Here is an 18,096-nt window from a genome sequence, read left to right on the forward strand (position 1 = left end):
CGCCACCGCTTCACGGGAACCTTCGCCAGCGTCATAAGCCACAAGTATCCGCTCCCGCAAATCCAACGAAATCGTCTTCACCTCTTCCTCTTACCTTCCACCCTCAGAAAAGGCTACAGTTTTATTTAAAACGCTCTAAAGTCCTCATCACCCGAGGCTGATACGTAGGCTTGAGGCATTTTCCCGTTCCTTCATGCTCCGTCCGTGCTCGAAAACACTCAGCCACTCAATTACCGCATTGCTACGAACACCGATGGCCTTGCCGTCGAGCGACTCGTCTTCAGCGTCCTTGGCGAATACGGCCTGGCACCTGAACCCGATGGCGTGGATCGCGATCTGCGCGATCTCGAAGGCTTTTATCTGAACCGTGGCGGCTGGTTCGGTGTGTGGGCAGATGCGCAAGGCACCGTCTTCGGCTCGGCTGGAATAGGTCGTGTGGATGACCACACTTGCGAACTGCGCAAAATGTATCTGCACCCGAGCCAGCGTGGTAAAGGGCAGGGGAAAGCCATCCTCGAGCGCGCTCTTACCGAAGCCAAACGCCTCGGTTACCAGCGCGTGATCTTGGAGACAGCTACCATTCTGAAAGAAGCTGTGTCACTCTATGAACGCCACGGCTTCCGCAAGACCGAACCCGAAGGCCACACCGCCAAGCGTTGCGACCTGGTCATGGCCCGCCCTCTATAGGTCGATCCGTGGCTAAAAACTCCGTGCCCTCCGTGACACCGTGGTGATTCATTTCCCCGCGCACCTCGCCCCGTCACTCCCTTGACTCTTCGGCTCCCTCGTCCTGAAGGCCACCGTCAGCGGATTCTCCTTTTGCTCCACCACATCCGCAATCAGATCACCCATCACGGGTGCGAACTTGAACGCATGCCCGCTATCACCCGCCGCCACGACTAGGCCAGGCCGGTTCACATCGCGATCGATCCAGAACCGCCCATCAAACGTATCGCAGTAAAGACACAACCGCGTGCTGACTAACGGCGCCTCCGCCAACTGTGGCAAAAACTCACTCAAGAATCCGCGCGCCATCGCGATCTCATCCGCATTCACCTCACGCAATCCATCTGGATGAATGCGCCGTCCCGGCCCGTGATTCGCGATCTTCAACATCCCATCCTCCAACGCCGGAAACCCATACCAACCCGTCCGCGCGATGTCCGCCGCCCACATTGGAAAATGCGGCGCTTGATACGCCTTCACATCCATCACCTTGAAATGAAACACCGGCTGCCCCGTCGTCCACATCACATTGCTGAGATGCGGTAACATCGCAGGCGTCCACGCACCCGTCGTTAGCAGCACCATATCGCCCCGATGCCTCTCTCCGCGCGCATCCTCGATGCCCAGCACCCGAGAGTCCTTTTCCCACAACTCGCCAAAAGCCGTTTGTTCACGGATCACCACACCTTCTGCCCGTGCCTTCGCCACCAGTGCGGCCATCGTCTGCCCGCTCGCCGCCCAGCCCGCTTTCGGATTCAGATAACCATTCTGAAACCCCGCCTTAGCCCAAGCTGGATACTTCGCCGTAATGGCTGCTCCTTCAAGGCGTTCTAACGCATGTCCGCGCCCGGTGAGATATTTGAAACTGTCTGCTTCAAAAGAACCCGCTTCCATCCCATGCCGCGTGAGAATCAAAAAACCATCCTCATGATACAGCGGCAGATTGAACTCCTGATTCCAGCGATGCCACCCCTCGATTGACAGTTCACCCAGCCGAGTGTGCAATTCATCCGTGCCATAATCCATCCGCACGACTTTGCTGATATCAGTAGAAGCTGCGATGGGGCAGGGGGCCTTGCCCGCCTCCAGCACCGTCACGCGCCAGCCGCGTCGTCGAAGCGCCAGCGCCGCCGTGAGACCGAACTCACCTGCGCCTACGATCAGGATGTGCCTTGGCTCCAAGGACATGATGGGCGCACTGTAAAGCCAGTCATGTGTTTTGACTACGAAACTCCGCTAAAAACCTTTGAAGTGCAGGTGCATTTGTTGTTTTAGGGCTGTGCATTCTCTTTAACGATAATTTTCACCTTCCTCTATAACCTCACCTGATGCCATTCCCCTCGCTCCGTCTGTTACGGTATTTTAACAAAAAATCTGCTCTAAAATCGCTATTTTTGAACCGCTATAGTGGTCAAGAATAAAGTCATAACCTGTTTGACCATAGTGTATTACAATTTAATTGAAAACTGACCTGTCGCCATGGAAAAACTCTATTCCTCTACCCATAAACAGGTTAGAAAGATGGGTTCGACAGATGGCCCTTTTGCGTCAAATTAGGGAAAGGCAAAGTCATCTCGGGCGGATGACAGAAGACGAGCAGAGACGTATGAAAATCGTGGAACGCAAACTGGGCAGGGAAAGGGCCTTGGGGCAGGCTTTTAAGGAAGACAAGCTGATCGAGATCGACCCTCGACAGCCGTCGAAGGAGTATTTGGACACGGTGCTGCATGAGGGCTTGCACATCGTATTTCCGAAGATGACGGAGCGAGAAGTTGCGGCTGTATCCCGTAAGCTCTCGAAACTGGTATGGCGGCAAGGCTATCGTCGCATTTACCGATAAAGCTGTATCCAAGAAAGACACTGAACCGGGCGGACCTCACAAGGTCCGCCCGGTTTGTTTTTCCCGCTGAAAAACTTGAAACTCAGTTCTCCGGCAACTCCTTCTCCTCCTTGCCCATCAGATGTTGCGGCGGCTTTGGATTCGGCACTCCGCACGCATGCCCGCTCCGCGTATCCGGCAGATCCAAAAAATGATGCCCGAAGATGGTTCCGGAGAGACGATTCAAAACCAACACCAGGCAACGGTCCGGATGCCCATACCAGAACACCGCATGCACATGCATCTCGTCCCCGCTCAAGAACTCCCGCATGAGCATGAAATCTCGTCCATCCTTCAATAACTGATACGTCTCCTCACAAGCCAAGAGGTAATCTGACACTGGAATATCCGGCTGCTCCTCCTGCTTCAGGCGCTTCACCGGCGCGATCATCGTCGCCTCAAAATATTCCAGATGGATTTCCCGCAGCTTCATCGCCTGATCTCGGAGTTTCTTCACATGAAGATACCGCATGCCCTGATTACGCGCAAAGCGAAGAGCATTTCTTTTCTCTGTGTTCTCCGTGGTGATCTTTTCCTGCTGAAAACTGAACACTGAAAACTTGAAACTCTTATCTGACCGCCGCGTGCCTCAATCCCCGTGTGCTCACGCGCAATGTCTGGATGCCGAAATGATGCAGCACCGACTCATAGATCAACGCGCCCATCAACATCACATCCGCACGCTCTGGCGGCAGCCCCACGATCTTCCGTCGCTCTGCCAGTGGCAAACTCCACAAGCGCTCGCGCATCGCGGCCACATCCTTCGCCGAGATCGATAATCCCTCCATCTGTTCCCGCGAAAAATCCTCCAGTCCCAAGTGGATGCGTGCGAGAATCAGCGAGGCTCCGCCTGTGCCTACGAGCAATGTCTCCGCACTTCCCGGCTCTGGCAGCAAAGGCGCGATGGCGGGGGAGGCCGAGTTTACGAGCAAATCCTTCAACCACGTCTGGCACGCGATGAGATTTTCCACCGTCGGCGGATCATCCGGTCGAAATGTCTCCAGCATCCGCACGGTGCCGAGTTGAAAACTGTGATCATATCGCCGTTCACCTTTGATGCTCACGATGAATTCCGTGCTCCCACCACCGACATCGAGGATGAGCAAAGGATGCGATGCCAGCGACGCATCGCTCAACACTCCGTGATAAACCCAATCCGCTTCTTGCGCGCCGGAGATGACTTCCGTGCTGAGGTTCGTGTGCTCTTGGATCTGTTGGACGAGTTGTGATCCATTCTGCGCATCTCGCGTGGCACTCGTTGCGATGACACGGATGCTTGCCGCGCCCAATTCCCATGCATGCGCTGCAAAGCGCGTCACGCAATCCACCGTGCGTGCGATAGCGTCCGGATGCAGCCGGTGAGTTTCGTAAAGGCCTTGCCCCAAGCGCGTCTGTTCGCCAGCTTCGAAAGCAGGGGAGACGCTCCCATTCGCGACATCCGCCACCAGCATCTTCACTGAATTGGTGCCGATATCGATGACGGCGCGGCGTGTGACATTATCAACCATACGAGGTAAGATAGTGCGGAAACAGGGCAGTTGCCAGTTTAGGAGAGGTGACGCCGCGCCAGCACGGCCCCACCCGTGATGCCGGCATTGTCACCCAATTGGGAAGCGATGATCTCAATCCCCTCCGACGTGCCATCCAGCGCATAGTCATGCGCCGTCTCGATGATGATCGCCATCATCTGGTCTTCCATCTGCTCGATGACGCCGCCGCCGAGCACGATGGTGTCAGGATTGAAAATATTGATGAGATTCGCCACGGCGATGCCCGTATACTCCGCCGCTTCTTCGATGACTTTCTCCACGAACTTGTCGCCGCGCTTGATCGCCTTGCGCAGATCACCGCTCTTCATCTCATCGAGATTTTCATTCAACATCTCGGTGAGGACAGTCTTCTGCCCTTCCTTGATGGCCGTCTGGATACGACGGAAAATCGCACTGCGACTGGCTAATGCCTCGAAGCATCCCTTGTTCCCACAGCCACACTTAGGCCCGCCGACCTCTAACACCATATGACCCACTTCACCGGCGGTTTTGTTGAAGCCCGAGAAAAGTTTGCCATTGATGATGAGCCCACCGCCGATGCCCGTGCCGAGGAATATGCCAACCATGTTCTTTGGTTTGCCGCCCAACTCCGCCTCGTGAACACCGAGTGTGCAGATATTGCAATCGTTCTCGATGAACACTGGAACATCCAGATGCTTCTCCAGCATCTTCTTCAACGGCACATCGCGCCATTGCAGGTTCGGAGCGAAGATGACCTTGCCACTCTCAGGATCAACTGCACCGGGTGCACCGATGCCGATGCCCTTGATCTGTTTGATATCGAGATCGCCTTCATCCACCGCATCCTTCACGCAACGGGCTACACGCTCGATGACCTCTTCCGGCCCGCGCTGATGCTTCGTGGTCATCTTCGCGTGGCTGATGCATTTCAGCCCGCGATCGAAAACGCCCGCAAGAATCTTGGTGCCACCAAGATCCACACCGACGACGAGATTGTCACTTTTGCTCGCGGAATCAGCCATGATTGAGCGGAGTTAAAGATTAACGACCGGCGATGACTTTTTCGATATGCTTGCGCAGTTCGGCGGTGACGGCATCAGAAGGGCGATTGCCGTCCACGATCGTGAAACCATACGAGGCCTGCAGTTTCGTGAACTGCTGTGCCATCAGCCCCTGATATTTCAGGAAACTGTCGAACATGTCGCGCGAAAGGCCGAGGTCCATGCCGCTTTCCCAATAATCGAGCGAATGGTTCTTTGCAAAATTACGCTGCACGAGTTGTTCCGGCGAGACGTTCAGGTAAAAGACCGCGTCCGGTTCCAGCGCGATACCATACAGATTCTTCAGCCACTTCTCATCCATACCGCGCACCATGTTACGCGCCATAAGCGTGTAGATGTAGCGGTCCGCCAGCACCATGAAACCTGCCTTAAGCGCAGGCAAAATCACGTTCTCCAACTGATCGGCAAAATCCGTCGCGTAGAAGAGGCTCAAAGTGGAACGGCTGAGAATGTTACCTTGCTGCGCCTGTTCCAGCTCTTCACTCACCAGTGTGGAACGCTTCAATCCCACTTGCACCGTGGCGTGACCGCAACCTTCCAGCCATTCGACGAGGCGATTGATCTGTGTTGAACGGCCAGAACCATCCGCGCCTTCCACCACGATGAGGCTGCCCGTGAGCTGCTTGAGATCCACACGCGGGATGCCGTGGCCGTAGAAGCGCTTGGCCTTGCGGGTCGGCACCAGCACTTCGCTGGTCAGACGGGTCGTTGCTTTTTTGCGGGTAGCCATGGCTTAGAGTTTGTTGCAGGCGTAACCGCCAAGATTGATTTTGGAGGCGACGAGCTGGCGCATGATCTCCTGCTGCGGCTCGACCGTCTGGTTCGCATCGATGACCGTGAAGTTATACTGCGTGCTCATGGCCAGATACTGCTCCAGCAGGCGGCCTTGGAAGATGCGAAAACTCTCATACGGATCAGTGGAGAGCCGCATGTCCATGCCCGCTTCGAAGTATTTCAACTCCGGGCGGCCATCGAGAATGCGTTGCAGAGAAGTCTCCAAACGCGCCTTGAAAAAGAACGTCATGTCCGGCTGGGCGGCGAAGCTATACAGCCCGCGAACCCATTCCGGTGGGCAACCACGCACTGTATCGCGCGCAAAGGCGGTGAAGATGTAGCGATCGCACAGCACCAGGTAACCCGCTCGGAGCAGGGGGACGAGCTGGCGCTCGTAACGATCCGCGAAGTCCGTGGCGTGGATGAGGCTGAAGGTGGTGGGCGTGAGCAGTTCGCGCTTCTTGCCCTTGCTCGTCGCGCTCTTCACGAGCACGGAGGAGTTCCACTCGCTGAAAAACACCTTGAGGCCCTGCAATTCGAGCCAGCGCTTCAAGAGGTAGATTTGGGTGGATTTCCCCGAGCCATCGATTCCTTCCACGGCAATGAGCCGTCCAGGAAAACCTAGTTCCGCGAAAGTCTTCATCTTTCGCGGTCCAACGTACTCCGGGGGAGTCTGAAAACAATGTTTTTTAGCGATGGGACGACTATCCATGGGCTATTCTCCGGTATTGTAACCGGACAGTAACACAGGTTTGGTCGATGGTCACATGTCATCGCGCACTTGCTGTCTTGCCGCCGGGTTTCTATAACTTCGACATGCATTTTACTTGGGCCGTTGTCATAGCTTTTGTGTTGCTGTTTACTCCGGTCAGCCATGCGCAAGCCCCCAAGTCCGAGCCCGTAAAAATCATCTTCGATACGGACATGGATAGTGATTGCGATGATGTCGGGGCGCTGGCGATGTTGCATGCCTTGGCAGATAAAGGAGAAATTGAGCTTTTGGCGGTGATGACTTCTGCGGCCAATCAATGGTCCATGCCGTGTGTGGATGCGATAAACACATTCTTTGGCCGACCAGATCTTCCATTGGGGCGTTACAACGGTAAAGTGCCGGCGACAGCTTCCAAATACGCCAGACAGATCGCTGAACGTTTTCCTCATGATAAGGGCACTGGTAATGGACTGATGGATGCCGTGCTCTTGTATCACAAAATCCTGAACCAACATCCCGATCAAAGCATCGTCATCTTGAGTGTGGGTGACCTGAGCAACCTGGCGGCCTTGCTGAAATTCCAACCGGAAGGCAATCAGGCCAAGGGAGAGCAGCTGGTCAAATCCAAAGTGCGCGAGTGGGTGTGCATGGGCGGCAACTTCATCGGCAGGCCGGCGAAGGATGATCTGAAGCTGGGGAACAATAATTTCACCTTGGACAAGCCGAGTTCGCATTACGCCGTCACGCATTGGCCGGGATTGATCACGTTTGTCGGGCGCGAGATCGGTTCGGTGCCGAGCGGGTTGCAAGCGGGCAAGCGGCTCGCGGAATTGCCTAAGGACAACATCGTGCGCGCCGGATATGAATATTACTTCGATGGCGTGGTGAAGTCGCGGCATGTGGCCGACCAGACCGCAGTGCTGTATGCCGCACGGGGGCTGAGCAACTATTGGGATGTAGAGAGACGCGGCTACATGGACATACAGCCGGACAACACGTTCGTGTGGAACTACGAGAAAGATAAACACCACTACCTGCTCAAGCGCACCGTGGACGGAAAGCCGAACGACCGGGAGATCGAGAAGGTCATCGAAGACCTGATGATGTATCAGCCGAAGAAAAAGCAGTGATGATGTCACGCCGATTCTCCTTGGCGTTTAAGACAGTTCACGTTTTCCTTTCCGACATGCAACCCGTACGCTTTCTTGCGCTCGTGGCCGTCTTGGCTGTCACTGCTACTGTTATGCCCACTTTGCATGCTGCTCCTGGACAACCGATCAAGTTATGGTCTGGCAAAGTTCCGGGGGACAAGGACACTGTCGGCGAAGAAAAAGACATGACAAAGCCCGCGGAAAACAAAGTGGGCGGTAAACCGGTCATCCGTTTGGGCAATGTATCCGAACCGACAATCACATTTTATCCCGCGCCCAAAGTGAATAACACGGGCACGGCTGTGCTGGTGTGTCCGGGAGGGGGGTACAGCATTCTCGCCTATGATCTGGAAGGCTCAGAAGTGTGCGAATGGCTGAACTCCATAGGTGTGAATGCAGTATTGGTTAAGTACCGTGTTCCGAAGCGTCCGGGAACGGACCGGCACGGGCCGCCGTTGCAGGATGTGCAACGCGCCTTCGGCCTCGTGCGCAGCAAGGCTTCTGAGTGGGGGATTGATGCGAAGCGCGTCGGTATTTTGGGTTTCTCAGCAGGCGGACACCTCTCCGCGGTTGCGTGCAACAATTACGAACAACGCACCTATGAAAAAGTGGATGCGGCGGATGAGCAAAGTTGCCGCCCGGACTTCGCTGTCCTCATCTATCCCGCCTACCTCACGGTGAAAGAGCAGGGAGATAAGGTCGCACCTGAGCTTCCTGTGAGTGCCAAGACTCCGCCGACCTTTCTCGCGATGACGGGTGATGATGGTGTGCGTGTCGAGTCTGCCTTGTTCTACTATCTTGCCTTGAAGAACGCCAAGGTGCCCGCCGAGATGCACCTGTACCCGAAAGGTGGCCACGGCTATGGCCTGCGTCCTTCCGATAACACCGTTTCCTCTTGGCCGAAGCGTGTAGAAGAGTGGATGGGTGCGAGCGGATTGTTGAAAGCCAAATAAATAAGGCCGTAGCGGCACAATTCACGGTAACGTATGCCCCACGATTGTGCAGCGTGGGGAATTCGTGAAATCTGTATAATGGAATTTGCCGCCTGCGGGACAGGGGAGAAGCGGACCATTATCAATATAGAGATTTACTTCCGCTAGGGTGGGCGGGGCTTTCGGCATGCGCCTGTGATCGATCAACCATCGTTGAATGCTCCCATCCAAGTAGCGAAGACTGTCTAAGCAGTGGTCGGTATCTGTCTTCAGTATCTGATGGTTGATCCCCGCATTCTTAAGTTTATCTCGCAGCCATTTGCTGAAAACTTTGGTGTCTGAAATCTCGGCGATGCCATGCCGGTAACAGGTGCTTGCCATGGTCAAATTGCCCAAAGTGTAGCTCCCTCCTTGAGGGCACATCGTAGTGACTCCCTGCGGCGGATATGTGCGAAGTTGTTCTTCCGTGGGGGCGGTGAAGAAGTGGCTTTCGTTTGCCAGGGCCCAGCGGCTGATCGCGAAATCAACCGCCGCCAAGTTTTGCTGGCAGGCATTGCCTTGGATGATCACACGCGATTGGTCATCGGTATAGAGATAGACTCCCAGTCCCGTTAAAAGAATTGCGAGCGAAACGATGATCCGCTTGCGATGCTTTTTGATGATAGGGGTAACAGTCATACGCTGTGATTTCTCACGGCAGGCTGTGGCCAGTTATCGTGCAGCAGGGCGGGTTTGACACTTGGGTGAAGGAATATTTTCCGCCCAGTGGACAGATAAGAAATTGCCCGTTCTTAAGATAGGTTGCTGACGCATAGGGATTAACCAGGTCTCCATCTTTCATCTTGTTTTCCAAGGCCCATTGCTGTGCTGCGCCATCGAGTTGCTTCATGTTCGCGATACAGGCATTGCGAGGGGCGAACCTTGAGCCGGGTCTCATGAAGATGTAGGTGCGGACGAATTGGCTGACCGGGTTTCTCTTCGGATAGATCGCTACATTGAGTGTCTGCCCGTGAATATTGCAGGTCGTAGCCAGCGCCAATGTGCCGAGCTGATATTTGCCTTGGCTAGGGCAAGTCGGAAACTTTCCTTTCTTAAAATAGGAGGCGATATCCTGAGTGGTCGGCTGATTTGTGGTGCTGTGATGATTCGATTTCGCCCAGCGCGTGATGGCCTGGTCGATCAGGAAGAGGTTCGTTTGGCAGGCTGAAGGTTGGGTCGGGATGGGCACGGGTGCATTCAAACGCCATGCTCTGACGCCGAAGAAGATCAGCAGGGTCACGCATAGAAATGCGATCAGATAGATGATTTGACGCGTGCTCATGTGGAAAGGAGTGAGTGGTTAAGGCAGGCTGTGACCGGTGATGGTGCAGCAGGGAGGATTGCTCACCACGGTGAACCAGTATTTGCCGCCTTGGGGACAAGTAGGGAGAGTGCCGCCTTTCAGATAGGATGCGGCTCCCATGACGTCGATTTCATCTTTGTCCTCTTTGCGGTTCTCCAAGGCCCATTGTTGAGCGGCACCGTCCATTTGTTTCAGATTGGCGATGCAGGCATTGCGATTCGGTTGTATGCGTATTCTAATCAAACCAATGGACTGCAAGACAGCTTCTACAGGGTTTAAGCCGCTGGGTTTTGGCGCAGGTTGCATGATCGCACCGTGTTTGCTGCAATAAGTCGTAAGCGCGCCATCCAGAGCCATTTTTATGACTCCGCCTTCCGGACAGTGTGGGACCACTCCCTTGGCGGTATAAGGTTTCAATGCATCAGCAGGAGCGAAGTTCGTGAGGCCGACGCGAATCGAGTTGGTTAATTGTGCAAGGATGGCGTCAATCTCTTGGATTTGTTGCTGGCAAGGAATCTGAGGGAGCGCGACTTGAGCAGTTTGCCATGCTCTGACCACGGGATAACCGATGAGAGCAAGCAGGCCCAACGCGAGCAGGATGATACGCTCGCGGCGGCTGAAAAACTTTCTGACTTCGTTCATGAGGTTGATCTGTTGATTGATGAACTGACCGGAGAGAAGAGGAAACGAACACGCCAAATCAATAAACGAACTGGGTGGGGTTTCCTCCTGGCAGGCCGTCACCGCGAACAGCCTTGAAGAACTAAACACTGGAAATGATATCCAGTTGCGGGATTTAGAAAAGAAAAAATCCGCCGCTTTGCAGGCGACGGAGGTGTTGAAAGGAATTTATTTGAGCATGTGGACAGGCGAGGCGCCTGTCCGACTGGTGGCAGCCGAAGGCGGCTGCCCCACTATGCGGGCGTTATGCCCGCATCTCATCTGCATTGATGCCGTTGTCTGTGCACCATTTGCGATAAGCGAATGGGGAGATCTCGCTGGGTTTGATCTCGCTGCGGCCACCCCAGAAAACATTCGTGTAGAGCACCTGTATGCCGATGCTTTCGAGGTGGGCATCGATAGCAGCCTTGTGTGCGAGGACGAGTTTCTTGTCCGTGCCATGGGCCACGCCCATGACGTTCACGTTCTTGAATTCCGGACCGCCTTCGCGCCAGTAGGCGTGGGTCATGATGTGGTGACGGCCCACTTCGCGGCCTGCTTCCATTTCGCGTCCAGCCGGAACAGCCCAATGGAAGAGGGCGTTGTAGCGCGTGACCTGTTCGCCCGTGGCAAGCGTCTTCACGTGCTCGAGGAAGGTGGAGAAGCGGCCGATGACTTTGCGCTTGTTCAGGTCTTCGGCGGTGCGCGCGAATTCTTCCAAGGACACACCAGCTTCCTCTGCGCGGGCGTCCCAAATATTGGTGACCAGTTCGTTCGGCTCGAACTCGCGCTTGAGGGCTTCGAGGATGCGCCATTCGTGATCGTTCAACGTGACGATAGCGACCTCAGTGGCATCTGCTGGCACATCGGCTTTGCTGCCCGGTTCCATGCCGCGACGGCGCACATGGCCGACGCCGAGGGCGAAGAGTCGCTTGGCGGGCATCACGCGGAAGTGTTGGCCGCCGATCTTCTTCAGCAACCACTCGCAATGCTTGTGGATGGAGTAACCTTGCGGAACTTTCAGCGTGGTCCAGAGACGGTAGGAGGAACCCGTGCTGACCGTGTCGGTGGAGCGGGTGACGACGTGACCGGAGAAAGGGTCTTGCTGGAAAAGATAATCGAACGCCGCATCCAGCTTCTCATTCGGCACTTCCCACGCGACGAGCGCGCCTTCAGCGAGATTCGTGGCGAGGAGGGTCTGGCGTACACGGCGGATGGTGCCTGCTTCGAGCATCGCGCGGATGCGCTCGATGACGACAGGCAGTTCCACGCCGGAGAGGCGGGCGATCTCGCCCAGCGGATCACGCTGGAAGCCTTGGATCTGATCTTCCGAAACTGCGAGAATCTTCGCGTTGATCGGGTCAGCCACATTTACGGGAACACTGGCAACGGTCATAATACAAAAGTTATGACGCTAGCTTGGCCCATGAGATTCATCCGGCAAGCCAAATGCTAAGGAAAGAGCACCCTTTTTTAACCACAGATGGACACAGATTCACACAGATGAGGGGAGAAAATGACCAATGTCCAAGCACGAATGACGAATGCTTAAAGCTTCAACTCTAGGTATGCGCCCGGGGACATGCTGTTAACAGCATTCATGACGGTGGGGATGTGCAGTTTGATGCGTGGCCAGCGGGTGGTCAGCAGGACGAGGATGGCGATGCGACGGGTCTTAAGATTCTGTTGATAGCGCAGATTTTGATCCGTTGTGATCAATAATTCAAATCCTGCATTTTCGGCAGCGGCCAGTAGATCGCCATTACTCAAATTGGACCAACCAACTTCGTAAGCAGTGGAGACTTGGTGGGCGGATAATTCAAAACGAAGCGGTGCTGGCGTGCCTTGATCGAACAAAATCTTCATCGGATCAAGGCTGGCTTACCATAAGACTGCGGTCAGCATGCTCCAAGACAGCCAAGACCTGTGCTTTGGAAACGCCCGGGAACCATTCCAGAAAATCGTTTACACTCGCGCCTTCTTCCAAGTTCTCAAACAAGGCATGAACGGGAACGCGGGTATTTTTGAAAACCCACGCACCGCTGACCTTGTCGGCCACGCGTTCTACAGCAGGACATTCATTCCAGTCGAGCATGGCTTACTTTAGGTCATTGGAGAGGACGCGGCAAGTTTCTGCTTGGCAATTTGCACTGCCCCGCGTAACACGCTGGCTGCTCTTTGAAAGAAGCCGGTCCGTGTGGATCGGTAAACTTGCAGTCAAATGTCAGGGAACCCCGTGAAAGTCGGGGACGGTTGCGCCACTGTGACAGGTTACAAACTCCCATAGGCCACTGCCGAGCGTAAGCAAAGCGGGAAGGCGGGAGTGAGGTTTGAAGCCTGGAGTCAGGATATCGGTTTGATTGCTCTCGTCCGCCTCAGCACACGTGTGTGTGCCGGGGCACTTCTCCGACAAAGAGAAGGATGGGGCCAGCCAGTTCTGCCCAAGCGGAGCTGGATCTGTTGGATGCCTTCATTCTCCATTTTGCGGATGTGGAGGCTTTTGTTTTTTCCGGGGTAACCCGGTCCAGCATGGTCCTCACTTCCCACTGGTCTCGCCATAGTCAACAACCGCCGCGCGATAAACGCGGCTATGGAAAGATCAGTGAACATGCGTCAGTTAGCCTTGCCGATAACCATCGGCCTCACGGCGACCTCAGCGGTCGCCCAAACCACGTCCTCAACCAGCACGGAAACGAACCGTTTGCCGGAGGTGGTCATCACCGCCACGCGCACTGCGGAAAGTGCGGCAGCGACGGCCAGTTCCGTGACGGTCATCACACGCCAGCAGATCGAGGCGCGTCAGATCCATACGCTGGGCGATGCTCTGCAGGGTGTTCCGGGCATGTCTGTGGTGACTACGGGTACACCGGGTCAGCAGACCTCGGTGTTTTCACGCGGCACAGAGAGCAATCACACATTGCTCATTGTGGACGGGCGTCGTGTCACTTCGCCCATCAATGGTGGTTCGTTCTACGAGAACTTCACGCTGGATAACGTGGAACACATCGAAGTGGTGCGCACGCCTTCCTCGGTGATGTATGGAGCGGATGCCATCGGTGGCGTGATCAACGTCATCACGCGGAATGGCAAGGGTCTGACGAAGCCGGAGCATGAGGTGTCCTTCGAAGCCGGTTCGTTCAACACGACGAAGTTCACGGCGGACAGCCGGGGGATGATCGGCAAGGTCAATTACTCGGTGGGCTTGTCACAGCAGAACAAAGATTTCCCGCGTGATAACAACAAGTTCCAGCAAACAGCCGTGCGCGGTTCGTTGGGCTATGAACCGGCGGAAGACTGGTATTTCGACCTGAAGGGGAGTTACTTCGTGAGTGATGGTGGTGCGCCGGGTTCCACCGCATTTCCTGACCCGATTGCGACCTTGGAACGCAATGTGGCGAGCATCTCGCCGGGCATCACGTGGAAGGCTTCGGACATGTTTGAATCCAAGGCGTTCTATTCCTATGAACACCAGAATCAGCGGTATCGCGACCAGTTCGGCACGGACAACAAGCTGAAGCTGGATTCCAACCAGATCGAGTGGCAGAACGACTGGAAGCCGGTGGATAAGTGGACGCTGACGGGCGGCCTGAATGTGCAGGATTTGACGATCTCGCAACACAACGCGGCGAACATCGAGAACATTCATGCGAACCAGACGGGCGTGGGTTTATTTGCACAGAGCCAGTGGAATCCGCTGGAGCGGCTGAAGCTGATCAATTCCGGGCGCTATGACCATTATAGCGATTATGATGGTTCGTGGTCGTGGAAACAAGGTGCCTCTTATCTGGTGCCGGCGATCGAGACGTTGATTTTTGCTAACGTCTCGGCGTCATACAGTCCGCCGTCACCGCAGGATCTTTACTTCCCGTTGTTCAGCAATCCGAACCTGGTGCCAGAGGAATCACGGGGTTGGGAAGCCGGGTTGGAGAAATCATTCTGGAAAGATCGCATCACGGTATCCGCGACATACTTCCATAATAAAATCGACAATCTCATCCAGGCACCCGCGCCGCTTTTCATCCCGTTCAACGTCTCGAAAGCGGAGACAGAGGGTGTGGAAACAGGCATCTCGTTTCAGCCGTGCCCAGAGTTCGCCACGAGCGTGAATTACACGTATCTGACGGCGCAAGACACGGGTAACAACGTGCGCTTGGTGCGTCGTCCGCGCCATCTCATCGGCTGGGATATGACGGTGAAGCCCCTCAAGCAACTGACGCTGAACACCGGCTTGCAATGGGTGATGGAGCGGGAAGATGTGGCGTTCCCTGCGCAGATCAACGCAGAGGATTATCTCACGGTGCGTGCCGTGGCGACGTGGCATGTGACGGAGAAATTCGAGCTGTGGGTGCGCGGTGAAAATATCAATGACGACCGATATGCAATCGTCACCAACTTCCCGGCCTTGCGCGCGGCTGCTTATGGCGGCGTGCGTCTGAAGTTCTGAGTTTAGTTTTGGTCCTGAGGTAGTTGATGCCTGAATCGATATTAATCGCCTGGAGCGGTGGGAAGGACAGCGCGCTCGCGCTGCACGACATCCGCCGCTCCAGTGCGTTTCACGTGGCGGCACTGGTCACCACGTTTCATAACGGGCGCGAGCGGAATGCGATGCATGGGATACATCGCGACATCCTTCAGGCGCAGGCCAAGGCGCTGGACTTGCCGCTGGTGGAGATCGGGTTGAATGAAGGGGCGAGCAATGTGGAGTATGAGCAGGGTTGGGCGGAGGCGTTGAAGCCGTTTCAAGCGCAGGGCATCAAGCGCGTGGTGTATGGGGATCTGTTTCTCGCGGATATCAAAGCTTATCGAGACAAGTTCATGGCGCGTTTGGGCATGGAGGCGATTTATCCGTTGTGGAATCGAGATACGAAGAAGCTGGCTTTGGAATTTATCGAGCAAGGTTTTCAGGCGAAGCTGGTGTGCGTGGACCCGAAGCAGGTCGATGAGGGATTGGTGGGGCGAGAGTTTGACGCGACGTTGCTGTGGGACTTGCCGACGAGCGCGGATCCGTGCGGGGAGAATGGAGAATTTCACACGCTGGTTTATGCGAGTCCGGATTTTGCGGATGGGCCGATTGCGGTGGAGGAAAGAGAGCGTTACAAGCGGAACGGTTTTGCGTACGTTGACTATCAGCTCGCTGCGGCGGGCATGATGTGATGAGTCAAAATGCTGTGGTTTTGTGGACGGGTGGGAAGGATTCCGCGCTGGCGCTGTATCTGGCGTTGAAACGCGGCTATACGGTGAAGGAGTTGGTCACATTTGCGCCGATCGATGCCGAGTTTCTGGCGCATCCTTTGCCGGTGATGTCGCTGCAAGCGGTGGCGCTGGGCTTAAAACATCGCATCCTGAATATCGAGGCCCCGTACGAAGAAGGGTATCGCAAGCAGTTGGAGCTTTTGAGAAGTGAGGGAGTGGAAACGCTCATCACGGGGGATATCGATGAGGTGGCGGGGCAGCCGAATTTCATCCGCACGTGCGCGGAGCCGCTGGGCTTGGAGGTGTGGACGCCGTTATGGAAGAAGGGGCGCTGGGATTTGATGGGCGCGATTCTTGCCGCAGGTTTTCACGTCATCTTCTCTTGTGTGAAACCGGTCGGATTGACGCCAGCTTGGGTGGGGAGGCGCATTGATCGCAAGGCGTTGGAGGAACTCGCGCAATTACATACAGACACTGGTTTGGATGTGTGTGGTGAGCAGGGGGAGTATCATACGCTGATTCTGGATGGGCCGGGGTTTAATCGACGTTTGGAACTAAGCGATACGGAAGTGATCAATCGCGGTGACCTGGCGTATCTGAAGATTGGCAATGCCCGTTTGCTCTTGCCGAGTGAACCGCCGACGGAAGCGGAGTTGAATCTGGCTTTGCCGCGCGAGATGGAGCGGCCTACGAAGACCAAGCGTTGCAGCCAGTGCGGTAAACCATTCTTTTGCGGACCGGGGCAGGGCGGGGGAGAGTGCTGGTGCCAGAGTTTGCCTGCGGTGGGGCCAATCGCGGGACCCGGGGTGGATTGCATGTGCCCGCAATGTTTGCAGGCAAAAATAAATGGGTGAAGAGGCAGTTAGCAACTTCAACCGTTTGTTTAAAATTAAGGCAAGGATTGCAAATCCCGGCACCCCTCACCCCGGCCCTCTCCCCTCCGAGGGGCGAGGGTGCACGCACCTGTTCTTTTTTACGTCCTCAGGTTCATCATGTTTTACAGCGTGATTGTGCCCTCGAACGCAAAGTCTGCCGGGCCGTTCAGGGAGACGTCAGCGAAGCCGCCGTTCGCTTCCTTGAAGCCCACCTCCAGCATGTCGCCGCCTTGCACCTGCACCTTCACGGGGGAGGTGAAGCCGTGGACGCGTGCGGAGATCATCGCGGCGGCGCTCACGCCGGTGCCGCAGGCGAGCGTCTCGCCTTCCACGCCGCGCTCATAGGTGCGCACACGGATGAAGTTCGGTCCCTTCAACTGCACAAAGTTCACATTCGTGCCACGCGGCTTGAAGTGCTCGTGATAACGCACTTCCGAACCCACTTGCGCGACCATGGCCTGATCGGCATCCGGCACGAAAAGGATCGCGTGCGGCACACCGGTGTTCAGGGAATGGATGGCCGAGGCACCTTGCTTGAGAGCTACTTGCTCGCTCAGGCGGAGGTCCTTGGGTGTGGTGAGATTCACCGTTACGCGTTCGCCATGGAACGTGGCGCTGATGACGCCAGCGACTGTCTCAAAGGAGGTGCGGTCTTTCACACCCGTGAGCTTCTGGATATAACGGGCGAAGCAGCGGGCGCCGTTACCGCACATCTCGGCATCGCTGCCGTCGCTGTTGTAAAATTGCCAGGCCCAATCCGCCTTGCCGGAGATGCAGGGCACCAGCAGCATGATGCCATCCGCGCCGATACCGCGCTGGCGATGGCACAACTGCACCACTTGCTCGCGGGTCAGCTTGATATTTCCTGCCCGGTTATCCAGGAGGATGAAATCATTCCCCGCACCGTTCATCTTGGTAAATTGCAACGTCATGTAGGCGCACACTACTTAATGGCGGTGGAAAAACAAGTCGTGGGAATACGGAGATAGGGGGCTTCATGCTTCGGCGAAAGCATTCTTACTGCCGGCTGTAAGCACGGCAGCACGGGGCGGCATGCTACGTCGGACCGCAAATTGGCCCATTACCGAATATGGACTTTTGCCGTGTGGAATTGTCTGGCTGCGACATTTTGATTTTCTGGATTTGATGCTATCATTCATTCGTTAATGCTTCGTAATCAATTGTTTGTCTGGGCTTAAATCAATTGCATTAGCTGCCCTGACAGTGGCTAAAAAGGGCCATTAATTCTTTACAGTCTGGTGACAGCCCATCAAATTGCT

The 18,096-nt window shown here is 55.5% G+C and carries 20 protein-coding genes and 1 riboswitch; of the genes, 7 read left to right on the forward strand and 13 right to left on the reverse strand.

Annotation, left to right across the window (positions count from 1 at the left end; genetic code table 11):
- Positions 1-204: 204 nt before the first annotated feature.
- Positions 205-687 (forward strand): GNAT family N-acetyltransferase, encoded by a 483-nt coding sequence (locus VGH19_07445; protein HEY1171181.1) that lies wholly within the window; start codon positions 205-207, stop codon positions 685-687.
- Positions 688-735: 48 nt separating this feature from the next.
- Here the strand turns inward: VGH19_07445 and VGH19_07450 are convergent, their stop codons facing one another.
- The gene (locus VGH19_07450) at positions 736-1,914 is read right to left on the reverse strand and encodes an FAD-dependent oxidoreductase (GenBank protein ID HEY1171182.1); all 1,179 of its coding nucleotides are present in this window, start codon (positions 1,912-1,914) and stop codon (positions 736-738) included.
- Between the two features lie 418 nt (positions 1,915-2,332).
- On the opposite strand from VGH19_07450, the gene VGH19_07455 reads away from it, so the two are divergent.
- Positions 2,333-2,566 carry a hypothetical protein gene (locus tag VGH19_07455; protein HEY1171183.1) on the forward strand — a complete coding sequence of 78 codons (234 nt, stop codon included), beginning with the start codon at positions 2,333-2,335 and terminating at the stop codon, positions 2,564-2,566.
- A gap of 82 nt (positions 2,567-2,648) precedes the next feature.
- Here VGH19_07455 and VGH19_07460 read toward each other — a convergent pair whose 3' ends face one another.
- The 5 genes from VGH19_07460 to VGH19_07480 form a co-directional block, all read right to left on the reverse strand.
- Positions 2,649-3,077 carry a hypothetical protein gene (locus VGH19_07460; GenBank protein ID HEY1171184.1) on the reverse strand — a complete coding sequence of 143 codons (429 nt, stop codon included), beginning with the start codon at positions 3,075-3,077 and terminating at the stop codon, positions 2,649-2,651.
- Between the two features lie 97 nt (positions 3,078-3,174).
- Positions 3,175-4,113 carry a Ppx/GppA phosphatase family protein gene (locus VGH19_07465; GenBank protein HEY1171185.1) on the reverse strand — a complete coding sequence of 313 codons (939 nt, stop codon included), beginning with the start codon at positions 4,111-4,113 and terminating at the stop codon, positions 3,175-3,177.
- 38 nt (positions 4,114-4,151) lie between these two features.
- Complete coding sequence (locus tag VGH19_07470; GenBank protein HEY1171186.1) at positions 4,152-5,138, reverse strand: ROK family protein; 987 nt, start codon at positions 5,136-5,138, stop codon at positions 4,152-4,154.
- 19 nt (positions 5,139-5,157) lie between these two features.
- Positions 5,158-5,907 carry a dTMP kinase gene (tmk, locus tag VGH19_07475; protein ID HEY1171187.1) on the reverse strand — a complete coding sequence of 250 codons (750 nt, stop codon included), beginning with the start codon at positions 5,905-5,907 and terminating at the stop codon, positions 5,158-5,160.
- A gap of 3 nt (positions 5,908-5,910) precedes the next feature.
- Entirely contained in the window at positions 5,911-6,594 is a 684-nt protein-coding gene (locus VGH19_07480) for a thymidylate kinase (protein ID HEY1171188.1), read from the reverse strand.
- Positions 6,595-6,767: 173 nt separating this feature from the next.
- On the opposite strand from VGH19_07480, the gene VGH19_07485 reads away from it, so the two are divergent.
- Together VGH19_07485 and VGH19_07490 are read left to right on the forward strand one after the other, a co-directional pair.
- Positions 6,768-7,793 carry a nucleoside hydrolase gene (locus tag VGH19_07485; protein ID HEY1171189.1) on the forward strand — a complete coding sequence of 342 codons (1,026 nt, stop codon included), beginning with the start codon at positions 6,768-6,770 and terminating at the stop codon, positions 7,791-7,793.
- 113 nt (positions 7,794-7,906) lie between these two features.
- Complete coding sequence (locus tag VGH19_07490) at positions 7,907-8,767, forward strand: alpha/beta hydrolase (protein HEY1171190.1); 861 nt, start codon at positions 7,907-7,909, stop codon at positions 8,765-8,767.
- Between the two features lie 21 nt (positions 8,768-8,788).
- On the opposite strand, the gene VGH19_07495 is transcribed toward VGH19_07490, so the two are convergent.
- The 6 genes from VGH19_07495 to VGH19_07520 all read right to left on the reverse strand — a co-directional run bounded on the left by VGH19_07495 (position 8,789) and on the right by VGH19_07520 (position 12,843).
- Entirely contained in the window at positions 8,789-9,424 is a 636-nt protein-coding gene (locus tag VGH19_07495; protein HEY1171191.1) for a hypothetical protein, read from the reverse strand.
- 13 nt (positions 9,425-9,437) lie between these two features.
- Positions 9,438-10,067, reverse strand: coding sequence for a hypothetical protein (locus VGH19_07500; GenBank protein HEY1171192.1), 630 nt, complete (start codon positions 10,065-10,067; stop codon positions 9,438-9,440).
- Between the two features lie 18 nt (positions 10,068-10,085).
- Complete coding sequence (locus VGH19_07505) at positions 10,086-10,859, reverse strand: hypothetical protein (protein HEY1171193.1); 774 nt, start codon at positions 10,857-10,859, stop codon at positions 10,086-10,088.
- 154 nt (positions 10,860-11,013) lie between these two features.
- Positions 11,014-12,144 carry an Lrp/AsnC family transcriptional regulator gene (locus VGH19_07510; protein ID HEY1171194.1) on the reverse strand — a complete coding sequence of 377 codons (1,131 nt, stop codon included), beginning with the start codon at positions 12,142-12,144 and terminating at the stop codon, positions 11,014-11,016.
- Positions 12,145-12,296: 152 nt separating this feature from the next.
- Positions 12,297-12,614: a hypothetical protein gene (locus VGH19_07515; protein HEY1171195.1), complete on the reverse strand. Its 318-nt coding sequence runs from the start codon at positions 12,612-12,614 to the stop codon at positions 12,297-12,299.
- 4 nt (positions 12,615-12,618) lie between these two features.
- Positions 12,619-12,843 carry a DUF433 domain-containing protein gene (locus VGH19_07520; protein HEY1171196.1) on the reverse strand — a complete coding sequence of 75 codons (225 nt, stop codon included), beginning with the start codon at positions 12,841-12,843 and terminating at the stop codon, positions 12,619-12,621.
- Between the two features lie 107 nt (positions 12,844-12,950).
- Positions 12,951-13,123, forward strand: a riboswitch (cobalamin riboswitch).
- 233 nt (positions 13,124-13,356) lie between these two features.
- Here VGH19_07520 and VGH19_07525 point away from each other — a divergent pair.
- From VGH19_07525 to VGH19_07535, 3 genes are read left to right on the forward strand one after another with little or no spacing between them, the layout of a single operon-like run.
- Positions 13,357-15,192: a TonB-dependent receptor gene (locus VGH19_07525; GenBank protein HEY1171197.1), complete on the forward strand. Its 1,836-nt coding sequence runs from the start codon at positions 13,357-13,359 to the stop codon at positions 15,190-15,192.
- 26 nt (positions 15,193-15,218) lie between these two features.
- Positions 15,219-15,902 (forward strand): diphthine--ammonia ligase, encoded by a 684-nt coding sequence (locus VGH19_07530; GenBank protein HEY1171198.1) that lies wholly within the window; start codon positions 15,219-15,221, stop codon positions 15,900-15,902.
- The gene (locus VGH19_07535) at positions 15,902-16,795 is read left to right on the forward strand and encodes a diphthine--ammonia ligase (protein ID HEY1171199.1); all 894 of its coding nucleotides are present in this window, start codon (positions 15,902-15,904) and stop codon (positions 16,793-16,795) included. The genes VGH19_07530 and VGH19_07535 overlap by 1 nt, the downstream gene beginning before the upstream one ends.
- Positions 16,796-16,938: 143 nt before the next feature.
- Here the strand turns inward: VGH19_07535 and dapF are convergent, their stop codons facing one another.
- Positions 16,939-17,748 (reverse strand): diaminopimelate epimerase, encoded by an 810-nt coding sequence (dapF, locus tag VGH19_07540; protein ID HEY1171200.1) that lies wholly within the window; start codon positions 17,746-17,748, stop codon positions 16,939-16,941.
- Positions 17,749-18,096: the final 348 nt, after the last annotated feature.

This window comes from Verrucomicrobiia bacterium (assembly GCA_036405135.1).
Classification (GTDB): Bacteria; Verrucomicrobiota; Verrucomicrobiia; order Limisphaerales; family JAEYXS01; genus JAEYXS01.